General features: G+C 38.5%; 10 protein-coding genes. 5 read left to right on the top strand and 5 right to left on the bottom strand.

Going from position 1 to position 16183, the window contains the following annotated elements:
* The 5 genes from RT723_RS12460 to RT723_RS12440 form a co-directional block, all read right to left on the bottom strand.
* Entirely contained in the window at positions 1–348 is a 348-nt protein-coding gene (locus tag RT723_RS12460; protein ID WP_216056500.1) for a cupin domain-containing protein, read from the bottom strand.
* Between the two features lie 17 nt (positions 349–365).
* Positions 366–2588 (bottom strand): heparinase II/III domain-containing protein, encoded by a 2223-nt coding sequence (locus RT723_RS12455; protein WP_315947398.1) that lies wholly within the window; start codon positions 2586–2588, stop codon positions 366–368.
* A 5-nt stretch (positions 2589–2593) separates the two neighbouring features.
* A complete protein-coding gene (locus tag RT723_RS12450) occupies positions 2594–4846 on the bottom strand; it encodes a chondroitinase-B domain-containing protein (protein WP_315947397.1) in 2253 nt (750 codons plus the stop codon).
* 196 nt (positions 4847–5042) lie between these two features.
* Positions 5043–5924: an NAD(P)-dependent oxidoreductase gene (locus tag RT723_RS12445; protein WP_315947396.1), complete on the bottom strand. Its 882-nt coding sequence runs from the start codon at positions 5922–5924 to the stop codon at positions 5043–5045.
* 279 nt (positions 5925–6203) lie between these two features.
* The gene (locus RT723_RS12440) at positions 6204–9362 is read right to left on the bottom strand and encodes a TonB-dependent receptor (protein WP_315947395.1); all 3159 of its coding nucleotides are present in this window, start codon (positions 9360–9362) and stop codon (positions 6204–6206) included.
* Positions 9363–9586: 224 nt separating this feature from the next.
* On the opposite strand from RT723_RS12440, the gene RT723_RS12435 reads away from it, so the two are divergent.
* The 5 genes from RT723_RS12435 (at position 9587) to RT723_RS12415 (ending at position 16146) form a co-directional block, all read left to right on the top strand.
* Positions 9587–10327, top strand: a complete 741-nt coding sequence (locus tag RT723_RS12435) for a FadR/GntR family transcriptional regulator (protein ID WP_315947394.1) — start codon at positions 9587–9589, stop codon at positions 10325–10327.
* A 139-nt stretch (positions 10328–10466) separates the two neighbouring features.
* Positions 10467–11918 carry a polysaccharide lyase family 7 protein gene (locus tag RT723_RS12430; RefSeq protein ID WP_315947393.1) on the top strand — a complete coding sequence of 484 codons (1452 nt, stop codon included), beginning with the start codon at positions 10467–10469 and terminating at the stop codon, positions 11916–11918.
* Between the two features lie 26 nt (positions 11919–11944).
* A complete protein-coding gene (locus RT723_RS12425) occupies positions 11945–12427 on the top strand; it encodes a hypothetical protein (RefSeq protein WP_315947392.1) in 483 nt (160 codons plus the stop codon).
* A gap of 240 nt (positions 12428–12667) precedes the next feature.
* Positions 12668–14758 (top strand): VCBS domain-containing protein, encoded by a 2091-nt coding sequence (locus tag RT723_RS12420; protein ID WP_315947391.1) that lies wholly within the window; start codon positions 12668–12670, stop codon positions 14756–14758.
* A 257-nt stretch (positions 14759–15015) separates the two neighbouring features.
* Complete coding sequence (locus RT723_RS12415; protein WP_315947390.1) at positions 15016–16146, top strand: pyridoxal-phosphate-dependent aminotransferase family protein; 1131 nt, start codon at positions 15016–15018, stop codon at positions 16144–16146.
* The last annotated feature ends 37 nt before the right edge of the window (positions 16147–16183 follow it).

Raw genomic sequence — 16183 nt, 5'->3', positions numbered from 1 at the left:
TTATTTTTCCTCTAAGAAGTCTTCACGAGCTGGACTAAAAGTATCAATTAAGATGCCACCGGTAGGACAAGTAGCTCCATGATCTGCAAAAGGAGGAATGTAACAGCTGTCTCCTGGCTTCATTACCGTGGTCACACCGTCTATATTGAAGTGGAACTCCCCTTCTACTACATAAGTAATTTGAGAGTGTCTGTGGGCATGATTATAACCAATAGCCCCTTCGTCAAAATATATTTTAACCGCCATTAACTCGTCGTTGAAACCCAACATTTGACGACGTAAACCGCCACCTATATCTTCAATCTCAGCCGTAGCGCCGTCAGTAAAATGTGCACTTTCATTTTGCATCTTCATATTATTAACTCCTATTGATTATTCAGCTCATAAACAGCCAAACGGCCATTTAGTGATAATGTTTTATTGTTATATTTGAATTCAGTTGTCAATTTCTGATCCGTTTCAGCTTGGTTGATAACAACCAAATATGAACGTTCTGCAATATCGATTTTGATAAGAGCCAGTTGATCTTGCTCGGTAAACGCTAGTCCAGAAACACGACTTGCCGCTTCTAAAGTGAACTCTTTACTTGGATTATATAACCCATGCGGTTCTAACAATGAAATGAACTTATGCTGTTTGGTATTTTCAACACGTCTGATAAACCCATGTTCATTACGTAAGTTAAAGTTAGGATCATTGGCACCTAGTTGGGTGAATAAAAATGATTCATTACCTTTAACTAAACTGGTTTGAGTATAAAAACGACCGTTTTCATTTAACCACGTTACTTTAGCTAACCCTTGCTCAGGGGTCGCTTGTGCTTTTAACCACATATGCTGGTAACCGTTTTTAGCACCTACTGGTTTTAAACTATTGGTATTACCCACTAATGGGAAGTCAGTTTCAATAAGCTGACCATGATAATGCAAAGGTAAATCTAACTGATGTTTATCATCTGAAGTTACATTAAATAAATCTAACGCAACTGCGTTGTCCAAACCAGGAAGGTTAACAAGTGCTAACGTACGCTCTAATTCAACACCTTCATACGCCGTGCTTATTTTGCCACTTGAAACCGTACCAAAATTGTTGGTTTCAAAGTAGTTAAGTGTCGGGTAGTTAGCATTACCTACTTCCACATTTTCATTAAAGTGCGTTGTCTCGTCGACGACAACGGTATTATGTGCCACGGTTTGTTTAGCATAGGTTTCATTTTCTGGTAAATAACGACCACCAAATTTAGCTTCAACATTCAAGAAACGAGCAGCACCATAATCCGAAACGATTTCATTTCCGGCGTCATAAAACTGCCAAGTTAATTTATCAAAATGACCGTGACCTAAACCTTGAGCTGCAGGTTTATACAATACGGTTTGAGTACTATTAAAGTCTGAATCTTCAGTAACACTTCGCATAATAACTAATGCGCCTTGTTTACCGTCGTTACCATCACCAAATGCCACTGATTTAAACTGGTAAGGTGTTGCTAATTTTTTATCTAACGCTTTAGCGACTTTTAACCCATCGCCAGATAAAATGATTTGGTCTTGTTGCTGCGCGATATCTAAATAACCAGTATTGCCTGTTAATCCATAAGCAATGGTTACCCCATGAACTAGCTCAATGGTGTCAATGCCTTTACTTTTAATCGCATCATTTATTGGGAAAAATAAGCCGTTGTAGCTAAGTTGAATAGTTGTATTTATGGCTTTTAATAATAACCCATTGCGCTGTTCAAAAATTTTACGTTCAGGTTGGTTATTTTCTATTGCTTTAGCAAAGGTAACAAAAGGGAATAATGCGTATCTTTGATAATACGGGCCTTCGTTATAATAACCTTGCGGTGAAAATAACTGCTCTATCTGTTTTAAGAAACCGCCCTTACCCGATTTTTGTAAATCATATAATGCTTTTTCTACCCACTCAGGTTCATTCATAACAAAGCCAGCCATACCTACTCCGGCTGTTGCCCAAGTGCCATGATTATGAACTTTATTAAACGTAGATGGTTGCCCTTCAGATAAAAACAGCGCAACCGGTTTTAATAACTCTTGTTCTATTTTTTTGATCTCAGATGCATTTAACGCGTTATAAACTAAGTCATAAGCCTGAATGGTATACACTAACCACACGGCTTCGTTCAGGCTTTGCCAGAAAAACTTACCCGGGTTTTGCGACTTCATTTTTCTAGCAGGATGTAGTGGCAAGTTTGGATATAAATTTGCGTACTGCAACAACATATCGGTAACAAAGTCAGCGTATTTTTCGTCTTGGCTTAATTGATAAATCATGCCCGCGTTATACATTAACTGATAGTTCTTTTTATGGCGTTCATGAGTATAACCACCACCGCCGTCTTTAGGCACAGGCACTGCCATTGGTTGTTGCATTTGTGCATCAACTTGCGCTTTTAACTTTTTGTAAGTCGTTGCAAAACGGCCTTCAACGTTAATCGCGTCACGCATTAACTGCACGTCTTCAGAGGTAGTTACTAAATTAGGGTGTTTGGCATTTACACCCAATGAACTCATCGCAAACACACTCGCTATTAAAAAAATCGCTGCTACTTTTTTAGTTAAATTCAACATAATTTTTATTTAACCTTGTTGTTTATTAGCTTAGCGGTATGTGGGCCTTTTACACGTAACTCAGTCACACTAGGAGCTTGCGTACCGTCAAATACGTTACTGGTAATCGCTGTTTGTGGTTCACCTACAGTATGTTCAATGATGATTGGTGCTGAGTTCACTATGGTATTGCTAGAAATATCTGTTACCTGAACACCATGAGCGTACAAACTTGAGCCATCTTTATTACGTTTACCAAGTCCAACATTATTAAGTTGGTTATCACTCATAAACAAATGAGGGCCGAAGGTACTTTCGTCCGAGCCACCACGGTATAACTTAACGATGCTACCTTGTACGTCTGTGAACTGGTTATTTTTGATATTTACATACTCAGCGTTATAAATACCTAAATCTTCGTATTCTGTATTTAAACGTAATATGTCACCGGTTACGTTAGTGAACGTATTGTTGATAATAGAAACATCATCAGCAAACGCGACTTTTCCGGTCATAAAGAAACTATAAGAGTGGTTGATGTCTAGGTTGCTTACCGTAGAGTTGATTAAAACAAAACGATAGTTTTCTACCATGCCCCATTTTTTGGTACGCACAACGCTGTTACCCGCATAATCAGGACTTCTTTCACCGGTAATGGTTAAGCCATCTAGTTTTAAACTGCCGCCGTCGTGGATTTCAAATAAGGTAGAGCGTTCATAAGTGATTGTTGCTTTTGATTGTTCTTTGGCTTTTATCGTTAATGTCTTATCCACAATGACGATTTTAGGAATGTTATATTGACCGGACTCTAAGACTAATACATCGCCCGAGTTTGCTTTTTCAATTGCGGCTAATAAGGCATTTGAATTGGCTTTCACTGTATGTGTAACACCTGACTCAAAGGCAACAACAGCTGGTTTTTTAGCGTACCAAGTTACCCCTGTCGCGTTTTTATCTAATACAGATAAGTCGCGTTTTACCCCAGCCTTAATGGCGTTTGATTTAGGTAAAAGCAGACCATTTATCCCGCGTTTTAACTCAACACCCTCTTTCTTGATCCCGTAGGCTAATTCTTTAAGCACATCGGTATTGGCAATATTATCTGAGAATTTAAGACCACTCATATCATCAAACGTTGTGAACGGTTGTTGATTGTCTTGGTTGATGATTAAGTTATTTTTTAATGTGCTATTTATTGGTACTGCACTTCGTTCTGCATCGCTACCTGCACCTAATTGAACATGCTCAACATTCACTAAAGTATTATTTTCAATCGTCACACCATCAACTTGGTGATAACGATTGATTGGTGAATTAGGAACACCGTTCATTACGGTAAAACCACTACCAAAACGGAAACCCGTTAAGCCTTCCATATAGTTATTACGGATGGTGTGGCCTTTATTGATAACACGTATGCCACCGGTATGATCTACGCCATTACCAAAAAATACGTTTTCTTCAATTAAGTTATCGTTACCGTGACGCATAGTTAACGTACCACGCGCTTCAAAAAATACATTTCCACGTACCGTATTTTTGCCTGACTTGATTGAAATAATTTCTACTTCACCGTTGGTTTGATCAAAGTAGTTATTTTCAACCAAAGTATATGAATCCGTTAATGAATGATGACTAGTACCAATTCTTAAGGTTTCTCCACCATTTGAACCAAATATAGGGCGAGGGCCAAAATAGTTATGGTCAATGATGTGATGATTTTGTTGACTTTGTTCACTGTTAAGACGAACCGCAACCGTCACCCCTTTGTTTCTTTTACCCACTAAGTGGTTATGGTCAAAACGGTTATGTTGGCCATATAACGCAACCCAATAATCCGATTCTGTTTTATCTGGATTGCTGTAATTATCAATCACCACTTCTGTAACGCGTGAGTGATAAGCAAAGTTGTCTTTGTTTACACGAAATTCAATAACGGCACTACTTGGCGTAAAACCATTTTTGAATACTAAACCTGAAACGTGTAAATATTCACCAGCCAATTTTAAATTTGATTGGCCTGAAAGAATAACTTTGCCTTTAGTTTCAGCTGTTAGTGAAATTGGTGCGTTTTTGCTGCCTTGACCTTGCAATACAATCTCAAAGTCATTCCAAACACCGTTCTTAAGAACGACTGTGTCCCCAGCAACCAAGGTTGAAGCCAATTTGTTGTAGGCTTTTTTGTTGTCGACTAAGTACTCTTTGGCACACAAGTCTGTAGCTATAAAAGATACCAGAACTAAACATATATTTATTAAGTGCCCGCTTATGAATCGCATAATTAACTCTTTATATTTGTAAAAAAGAAGCGGTATAAAAATACGACTTCTGTAATTAATAGCCACATCATAAGTGGCAATAGCTCAATAATTGATAAGACTGATATCTTGTATATTAAGAGGGAGCCATAAGTTCTTTGTTTAATTGCATGTTAAAACTAAACCTTCCCTTAAAGCTCCTTTCAAGACTAGCTAATTACTTTTCTAAACCAGAGAAGTAATCAAATATAACTGGAACATCATTTTGGCCAAGACCAGCATCAACTGCTGCTTGTAGACCTTTAGATGTGCCTTCTGCGATCAAAGATTCAGTACCTAAGTCTTTAACCATTTCTAAGAAGTAACCTAAGTCTTTGTTTGCATTAGCGATTGAGAAACCAAGTTTTTCTTCGCCGTCTACTGCATAAAACTTACAGAACTGCATGAATGGAGAGTTAGAAGGACCAGCAGACATAATGTCGAATAATTGCTGCCCATCAACACCTGCTTTTTTAGCAACTGCAAATGCTTGAGACATAGTTGCTACTGTCGTCATGCCCATGAAGTTATTGATCAATTTAGTTGTATGACCGGCACCAAGTGCGCCTAAATGGAATACGTTTTCACCTTGATCATCTAATACAGGCTTAACTTTGTTAAACGTGTCGATATCACCAGCTGCCATGATGTTTAATAAACCATCTTTAGCGTGAGCAGGTGTACGACCTAGAGGTGCGTCAATCATGCCAGCGCCTTTAGCCGCTAAATCAGCACCAATTTTACGAGTAGAAGCAGGAATTGAAGTACCGAAGTCAATTAACGTTTTGCCTTCTGAGATACCAGCTAAAATACCGTTATCACCATAAACAACCATTTCAACAACTTTAGACGTTGTTAAAGCAAGCATTACGATGTCACTTTTTTCTGCTAATTCTTTACCTGAAGATACTTCAGTCGCATTTCCGCGCTCTAGTACTTTAGCAACAGCTTCTTTATTCAAATCCATCACGTTAAGCGTATAGTCACGTTTTTGTAAGTTTTCGACCATGTTGCCGCCCATAAGGCCAAGACCGATAAAGCCGATAGTTGGTTTAGACATAATTAACTCCTAAATATATAAATGCTTATTTCGCATATTGTTGGCTCACCGATTAGCAGTGTGCATTCGAAATTTTGCTTTGTTATTTGCCGCTTCTATTTAATAAATGGATAGAAACCGCACGCTTAAAAATATAGTTGAGCAATGTGCTCTATCTGCGTTCCTTGAAGACTTGTCCCCCTTTGCAATCAAATGACGGCAAAGGGGGACATTAAGTTTGTGTATCAATAATCAACACAAACTCAGTGCAGTCAGCCGAAGCTAACCACTAGGAATAACCTAGAATTTTGCTTTTATACCTAACTCCCATTTAGGACCTGAACGTGAGTAATCAGAAATAGTTGAATCATTACCACGAGTATAAACTTGAGCCGTATTGGTTAAGTTTGACCCTTTAAAGAACAGGCTAACTGATGAATTGATTTTGTATTTAGCCGACATATCGATGTATTCAGCTGGCTGAACATAACGATGAGAACGGTCTGGGAATGGCAATCCATTTGGTTGGAAGTATTTAGAACGGTATTTCCAAAGAAGACGGATAGTTGTTTTGTCGCCTTCCCAGTAGATAGACGCCGAAGCCACATCTTTTGAGAAACCAAATAGGTTGGCATCAGCTACTGCACCAGGGCTTGCAATCTCTTCGGTTACAAAATCAGAATCTGCACGGTTCCAAGCGAATTTAGCGCCTAGTCCATCAAATGGTTCTGGTAAGTCAACAAAGTGAACTTGACCTGCAAGTTCAATCCCTTTAATAGTAGAAGTATCATCTGAAGTTTGTTTAACCACGTGGGCAACATTTGGATATGTCACATCTTGGCCATCTAAGCTCACTGTGATATCACGATATTCAATCGCGGTTTCATAACCACCATTAAACTCTTTGTGATAAAACGCAGCAGACACTGTCGCGTCTTCACTTGGGTAATACTCTAAAGATAAGTCATAGTTCATAGAGGTATAAGGAGCTAAATGGTTACCATTTGCGTCACCACTACGGATCACTTCAGATAAGTCAGTGTTGGTTTCTGGGTTACAGATCTCGTCATTTTCGTTTTCACATGTCTCATAACTTACGCCTGCCGACATCGCGTTCATTTGGAAACGAGACATGGCACGATAAGCTGCCGTACGAACATAAAATTCGTCGGTTACTTGCCACGTTAAGTTCAAGCTAGGAAGAACTTCAGTGTAATCTGAGTCTAAGGTTAAACGTTCGATTTCACCTGTTGCATTGATCTCAGCTGAATAAACCGATAAGTCTTCATCGTCTTCGTATACTGAAGAAGTAATGTAAACTTTATCACCCCAGCCAACGGAGTTAGTTTCAGTACGAACAACACGAACACCTACATTACCGTAAACCGGTGTATTAAATATTTCAGCATCGATATTAGCCATCACGTAACCGGCAGTGATTGTTTCTGTTACATCTCTGTCAGAACCATCACGGCCATCTTCTTTTTCACCGATATCGTAGAAGTCAGTACCCGTTGCGCCAGGAAGTTGACCTAAGATTTGACCGATAAAACATTTTGGATCGTATTTAGCGTAACCTGGAACATCACCAGCAGCGCCTGATTCTTCTTCAAAATGATTGTTATTAACATGATCACTTGCACAGCTATCAATGATGCCATTGATTAAAGCTGAATTGGCTTCTGGATTTTCAACATACCAGTTAGTGCCACCATCATATTTATCTTCATTATCAGTTGCGCCAGCGATTTTTTCACCATTGAAACCAATAGAAACATCGTTTGCACTTGAGCCATTAGACTGATCAATTAAATGTTCTTTAGAGAATCTTACACCGGCCTTAATACTTGAGAAGTACTCACTACCTAGTTGGTATTCCGTATCAAAATTAATCGCATAGATATCGTCATTTCTGTAATCGTGGGCGCGACGATATTCAACATAAGCTTTGCCATCGTGCACAAAGTTATTCAGATCTGAAGCATCAAATACCTCTGATGATACAAAACCAGCATCACCTGGGCCTCTGCGTTCTGAGTCCAACCAAGTTACTACTGGTACATCACTGTTAGTGAAATCTAACGCGTAATTGTAATAGCCATTACCATGACTTTTTACGTTTGGCGCTCTTAATTTAGTACGATGACGTACCAAGTATCGAGTCGATTCTGAGTAAGACATATCTAATGTCAGCGTTAAGTCGTCCAGAGGTGAATATTCAATTTCAATACCACCACCACGGTAATTATCTACCTGGTTTCTATCTTCATCTAATAACTGAGGACGTGTCATACCGGTTGAATATACTAAGTTGTGATCATCGGTAACAACTTGATCTTCAAGGAATTCCCAACGGTTATTTAAACCTAATTCATAACGCTTTTCAGTGTATTCAAGGTCTGAGTGTTGGTAATCAACATTGATGTCTAGGTCTGCATTTGGTTTCCATTGGAAGGTAACAACTGCACCAGTACGCACATCTGTGTCATCAACCGAACGCCAATATGCGTCTTTTGGAACATAATAAAGTGAATCTGGATCGTAATCTTCAAGGTTAGTATCAATACCTAGTTGAGGTTCACGACCTACTCGACCTGCACTTACACCTTGCTGACCCGTACCACATTCACTGCCTGCGATTAAGTCATCACCAGCGGCATTTCTTAGGGCACAAACGCCCATTTGAGAACTACCACCAAAATTTTCTTCTGGGTTAGATGTCTTTTTATGCGTTAAACCTAACGTGAAACCCATTTCTCCAAGACCATCTAATTCCCACTGTTGAACCGTTGAAGCAACAATACTTCCGCCAAATGGAGTAGATTCACCTTCAACATCGCTGTAATAAGAGTTGTAAATCCCTGCAGCTTGTACCGTTGTTTGTGATTTACCGTAATCTACGGCTCTAAGAGAGTTAACATCAATCGTACCTGACGTACCACCTTCAACAAGATCAGCTTGTTGAGATTTATAAATGACAACTTTATCAACTAACTCAGAAGGGAACTTTTTAAAGTTAACTGCGCGACCTTGGCCGGCATTAGTAATGGTTCTGTTATTGTAAGTTGAGTAACCCCAATATGAACCTAAACCACGAATAGAGATTTCGTTTTGGCTACCTTTTAATCTGTGACCTGATGCCCCAGAAATATTTTCGATAATGTCAGCCAATGACAAACCAGGTAATTCACCAAAATCAGATGCTGCAACCGCATCAACAATTGCCACGCTATTTTTCTTTTCGTTAAGAGAGCGTGTCATTGTCCCGCGAAGGCCCTGCACTTGTATAACTTCTATTTCTTTATCTGCTTTTTCTTTTTTCTTATCGTCGTCTTCTGCTGATATAGCAGGAAACGCTAAGAAACCTAATAAAGTAGAAGCGAGAATTAAATTGTCACGTAAGTTTGTGCTCTGACGAAGCACCTCACTGATTTTGTTTAGCCTGTTGTTTGTTGCCATTTTGAGTGATCTCATATTTTTTTATTATTCAGCAAGTGTGCATTCAAACAACATATTAGCCCATTGTCAACCACTTTGGTTAACCATAACTTCAACTCCTGACATTACCAAAGGTTAATCTTTGACATACCAATTTGCATATTGTTTATTTCCTGTTATAAAGTTACATCAATAAAATTTAATTATTCATTATCATCTAGCGGTATAAATAAAGAAGAATCACAATGCAGAACCGTCGTTTGTTTTGGGAAATAGTAGAAAAAATTGAGGAGTCAATTGACTCTGGGCAGTATCCTTGTGGCGGAAGATTACCGCCGGAACGTGTATTAGCAGACCTGTTTAATGTAAGTCGACCAACCATACGTGAAGCCATTATTGCCTTGGAAGTTAGAGGTCGTGTTGAAGTAAAAACCAGCTCTGGGGTTTACGTCATTGAGAAAGCACAAGATGTCACGAATCAACTTCCAGTCAGTGCATTTGAACTGACTCAAGCCCGTGCATTAGTAGAAGGGGAAGCCGCAGCGCTTGCTGTTTTTAGTATCACAGAAGAAGAGCTTAATCGGTTGCACCAGGTATTGATTGCAATGGAAAAAGGGATAGATGCAGAAAACGCAGATAGAGAATTTCATCACATTATTTCTGCAGCAACTCGCAATAACGCCATATTATATGCAGTGCAAAATTTTTGGCATTTAAGGGAACATAAACAAAATATTAAAGAAGCCTATTCAAATGTTTGTCACGGTAGTGTCGATAAACGTTTAGATGAACATAGAAATATTTATAACGCGTTAAAAAATAGAAACCCTCAAGCAGCACGTATGGCAATGCATGAACATTTTAATCGTTTGATAAACTCATTATTTGACGCAAGCGAAGCCCAAGCTCTAGAAGAAATAAAAAGAAAGAATAATGAAACCCGTGGGTTATATTCTATAAATCACTTAGTTGAACACAAAACGTAATCAACTAGCCTTAGAATTAACCGCCAAATTGTAAACCAAAGTTTATATTTTGGTTGACCGTTCATTCATCACTAGTGTAAAACGTATCAAAAATAATCACTCAATAGAGCGAACTTACCATTAATCTTTGAGGTTACTCATGTCTAGAGCGTTGTACATACTATTAACATTTTCCATTCTACTTGTGAGTTGCAAAGAGCTGTCATTTCACAATGAACAAAAGTCGACAGGCGACTCTGGTACAAAAACAAATGTCCCCGTAGAGAGTGAAAGTCAAGACACAACTAATACCGAAGACACGAGTAATTCTGACAAGGTGACTGAAATTGATATCAGTGACACCACCCCATTATCTTGTAATGGTTCGTATCCAATAACAATAGTATCTGCAGAAAACATTACTACAGGTACCACGGATGCAAATCTAATTCATTTATACGATGGCGATAAAACCAATGACTCTCATTGGCAATCTGAAAACAAACCACAAGAAATTGTCATGCAACTAAATAATAAAGCGTTATTAAAAGACTTTGTTATTAGCTGGCAGAAACAAGATGTATACAACTACTTTGAAATAGCCAGTTCACTAGATAAAGAGAATTGGCAACCGCTTATTACTAATGGCCAAAGTAAGAAAAACTACATTATCGCTGATAAGTTATCGCTAAATACTAATCAACAAACCGCATACTTTCTCAAGTTAACGTTAAATGGCAATAGCTTGAATAATCAAAGTGGAGTGATCGAATTTGAAGCATTTGGCTGTCATCAAGACACGCAACACGATATTGAACTTATTGATTGGTATTTAAGTGTGCAAACGGATGAAGACGGTAATGGTAAATCCGACAGTATTAAAGAAAGTACCCTGAGCGAAGGTTATGAAGATCCAAGATTCTTTTACGTTAGTGAAGATGAAGGTCTGGTATTTTCTAGTACCATTAAAGGTTACAAAACATCAGAAAATACAAGTTACGTACGTAGTGAATTACGTGAAATGTTGCGTAAGGGTAATAGTTCACATAAAACGCAAGGCGTAAATAAAAACAACTGGGTATTTTCCTCTGCACCTCAATTAGATCAGAACAATGCCGGTGGAGTCGATGGTATTTTGAATGTCGATGTTGCGGTCAATCACGTTACGTCGACAGGGGAAGATTATCAGATTGGCCGAGTGATCATAGGTCAAATCCACGCTAACGACGACGAACCCGTACGGCTTTATTACCGTAAGTTACCAAATAATGATAAAGGCAGTATTTATATTGCTCACGAAATATTAGACGGCGACGACAGTTATTATTCATTAATAGGGTCAAGGGACAACAGCGCAAGTAACCCAACTAACGGAATAGAATTAAACGAAAAATTTTCGTATCAAATTAAAGTCGTTGGCAATGAACTAACGGTCACTATCACTAAAGAAAACGGTGATGTATTTAGTAAAACGGTGGATATGAGCAAAAGTGGTTATGACAAGGGTGGCCAGTACATGTACTTCAAAGCCGGTGTTTATAACCAAAACAACTCTGGCGATCTGCATGATTATGTTCAAGCGACCTTTTATAAAATTGAAAACCTACATTAATTATTCAGACAAATTGAGGGCATAAAATGAAATTATTACTACCACTAATCTTACTGTTTACCACTTTATCTATTAAAGCAGAATCAAATACCTATGCATTTTTTGATAATGCGTTAACCCTGTCATTACCGAGTGATTTAAACCTAATGACTGAGCAAGAGTTAACAAAATATTACAGCGGTCAAAAACTTCCACCATCATCGGCTTTTGCTAATAATGACAATTCAGTTACCTTAACGTTGACACAATATCCGATGCAAGCCGATAAAAAATCAATGCGAAAAATTCAAAACGCCTTATCTGGGATGCTGCGTAAAGCACATGAAAATGCCAAATGGAAAAAAGACAAAGTGATTAATGAGTTTGGTACTAAAGTCGCAATTTTTGAATATGAAATAGAGACAATTGGTCAATACCATTATTACTTAACCTACGCATTACCCATTAAAAATCAACTTACCATGTTGACCTTTTTGACCACAGAAAAAAATATAAAACCAAATGGTTAACCCAAATAAGAGAATTAATGAATACAATATCCATTGAAAAACAATAACTTATAATTAGTTAAATCTTTATCATTCCTTTTGATTATTTTATAAAAACCAAATTGATTATAAATCAGTCTACATTTTGGTTGACAATCTGGTATTCCAATTTAATACTAAGAACCACATGAGTTAGACTTTTTGCAATTACCAATAATCTAAACCTTGTCAAAATAAAAATAATCAACAGGAAGAATTATAATGAGAAAATTGTTTGCTATTTCAGCCATTGCCCTAGCATTAGCGGGCTGTGAAGATTCAGATGACGTAGAAAACACGGTTGGTCAGATAACAATATCTGGCACTGCCGCTTCAGGTGAAACCCTTACTGCAACCGTAACAGATGAAAACGGTGTTGATAGTTCTGCTATTACATATACGTGGATGGCAGATGGTTCAGCTATTTCAGGTGCAACCACATCAACATTAACCATTACTGAAGCTTTAGTAGGTCAAGACATTTCAGTATCTGCGTCTTATACCGATAACGATGATTTTGCAGAAACCGTAAATTCTAGTACTGTTTCTGTCGCAAACTCTGCGGCTACGTTCGCTGGTGATACAACGGCAACAATAACTAAAAACGCAAGCGCAGCTTCAACGGGTACAATTACAGTTACTGACGCAGATGGTGCAGATACCGTTGTCGCTCAATCTGACGTGGAACTCACCTACGGTACTTTCTCAATTTCAGCTGACGGTGCGTGGACTTATACCTTAGACACAGAAAATACTACTGTAGCAGCCTTATCCGGTGTGGAAGATACGGTAGTAGAAAATATCTCTATCACTTCAGCCGATGGTACTTCAGCGAGTATTGCGATTACCATTACAGGTGTTGCCGCGGATAAAGTAGCAAAAATTAGTGACTCAGATGATGGCGATACTGGTGAGTTGTATTACAAATTTGAATCGGGCACAACCACTGGTAAATTATCTCTTTCAATTCTTTACGGTGAACTTGAAACAGAAACAGCTTATATTTCTTTGTATGACACTGAAGGTTCAACTAAGAGCCTTATTGGTGAATTATCATTAAATGAAGGTGCTTATGGTCTTCGTGTTAATACGTTTGATGAAGGCGCTGTACCAAGTAAAAATACAAGTGCAAGCAGTGTAATTGATGAAGATGCAATCGATGCTCCAAACTTTATAGCTGGTGAATGGATCGACATTGTAATGACTTGGGACACTTCAAGTACTACTGAAGTGGGCACTTATACTGTTATGATCGACGGCACAAGTTATGGTCCGTTTACTTCTCAACACCCAACTCCTGGTGTTGAAGTTGAATCGATGACCGTTAGATTGTCATCAAATGGTTCACTATCTGCAGATGCTGTATATGTAAATGACTTAAATATCTACTCTGATGTTGCTGGAACTGAAGTTCTTTTAGAAGAAGATTTTGAAGACTTTATGGTGGGTGATTCATTAGACGACTCTAATGATGATTCTCCATTTGGTAGCAGAACATTTGAAGCTGAAGTTGTTGTATATGGTATGGAAGACAGCTCAGGCGAAGGTGAAGGTTCTGGTGAAGGCAATGGCGGTAACCTAAGTGAAGGTGACGTTGCTCCTGGAACATCGGGTAATAAAGTTGCATTAATCATGGATACATTAGATGACGATGCGGGTGAATTACGTTACAAACTATCTTCAAGTGCTGATGGTGTAAGCAGTATTTCTAAAGGTAAGTTAACAGCGTCATTTTCTAAAACAGCCGCTTCAACTTGTACTATTGATTCAAACGTGAAAGATGCTTATATCGCTATATATGGCGCTTCTACTAGTTCATATAATGCGTTAGTAGACTTACGTATTGATGGTAGCGATTACGACACTGATTATGCTATTCGTAACAAAAATCAAGATGGCAATAAAACGGTTGATTTAACTAGCCCTAGCTTTACTGCTGACACTTGGACTAACGTAGAAATCACTTGGGATGCGACAAATGCAACGGCTGACGTAGGCCCACTAGTTTCATTATCTATTGACGGAACTTCTGTTGGAGACGCATGGAATTCTTATAGTGAATCTGTTGCTGATTTAGCCTCTGGTGCTTCAACATTTGTATTCAAATTAGGTGATACAAGTGCCAACATGGCAGATTGTAAGTTCCAGGTTGATAACGTTAAGATCTTCTCTATTGATGATGCTGGTGCAGAAACATCTGTTTATGCAGATAACTTTGAAAGTTATGATGACGGTGTATCTCTAGACACAGATAATGACAACAGTCCTTATCACAGTAACTCAGCAGATGTTGTTGTTGCTACAGAAGAATAATATTTCCCAATGTTATATTAAATAGTCAAATAGCGCTCCTTGAGCGCTATTTTTTTATCTTACTTTTTACTTCATTCCACCTTCACCCAATTAAAGCAAATAAATCCATATCTAAAGTCTCCGCTAAAACAATAAGGTTGATCACGACTTTACGCTAACAATAGATTTAAGTGATAACAAACATACAATATATTTATCAAAATTATGCGTCTCCGCCTGTTATGCTAATAACAATTATTTGAGCTTAAGGAGCTACAATGTCGATTTCTTCTTTTAATCCCCCTCGTCGTACGTTAATGGGACCCGGCCCTTCTGATATTTCACCGCAGGTATTACAAGCTCTATCCAAACCTACGATTGGCCATTTAGACCCTTTATTTGTCAACATGATGGATGAAGTGAAGTCATTACTGCAATACGCATTTCAAACCAAAAATGAAATCACCATGGCGGTTTCGGCACCTGGTTCGGCAGGTATGGAAACCTGTTTTGTTAATTTAGTTGAACCTGGCGAAAAAGTTATAGTATGTATTAACGGTGTGTTTGGCGCACGAATGAAAGAAAACGTTGAACGAGTTGGTGGGATCGCGATTACCGTTGATGGAGAGTGGGGACGCGCCGTTTCTCCGTCTCAACTAGAAGACACATTAAAACAGCACAGCGATGCTAAGTTTGTTGCCTTTGTTCATGCAGAAACCTCAACCGGTGCGTTATCCGACGCTCAAACCTTATGTGCTATCGCTAAGCAGTACGGCTGTATAACAATAGTGGATGCGGTGACCTCATTAGGTGGTGTTGAATTAAGAGTGGATGACTGGCAAATAGATGCGATTTATTCTGGCAGTCAAAAATGTCTATCATGCGTGCCGGGTTTATCCCCTGTTAGTTTTAGTCCTAGTGCAGTCGATAAAATAAAATCAAGAACCACTAAAGTACAAAGCTGGTTTTTAGATCAAACTTTAGTCATGGATTATTGGGCTAATAATTCTGGCGGCAAACGTTCTTATCACCATACAGCGCCTGTAAATTCGTTATATGCATTACACGAGTCTTTGTTACATCTTTACCGTGAAGGATTAGAAACTGCATGGGCACGTCACGCAGATCAACACCAAGCATTAGCCCAAGGCTTAGCTGATTTAGGTATTGAATTTATTGTTCCTGAAGCTGAACGTTTGCCTCAATTGAACGCTGTGTATATTCCTGAAGGTGTTGACGATGTGGCCGTAAGATCTTATTTATTAAATGAATTTAACTTAGAAATTGGTGCCGGACTTGGCGCATTTGCTGGCAAAGCATGGCGCATTGGGTTGATGGGGTACAGTGCAAAAAGTGAAAACGTATTATTGTGTATTGCGGCATTAAAACAGGCTTTAAATAAGCGTTAAATAAAAGCATTATTTAGGCTATTAAAAACAAAAAACC

Origin of the sequence: Psychrosphaera aquimarina, from assembly GCF_032461525.1 — a bacterium.
Lineage (GTDB): Bacteria > Pseudomonadota > Gammaproteobacteria > Enterobacterales > Alteromonadaceae > Psychrosphaera > Psychrosphaera aquimarina.
The sequence above is the reverse complement of the archived record's forward strand: the minus strand, read 5'-3'. Positions and strand labels throughout refer to the sequence as shown.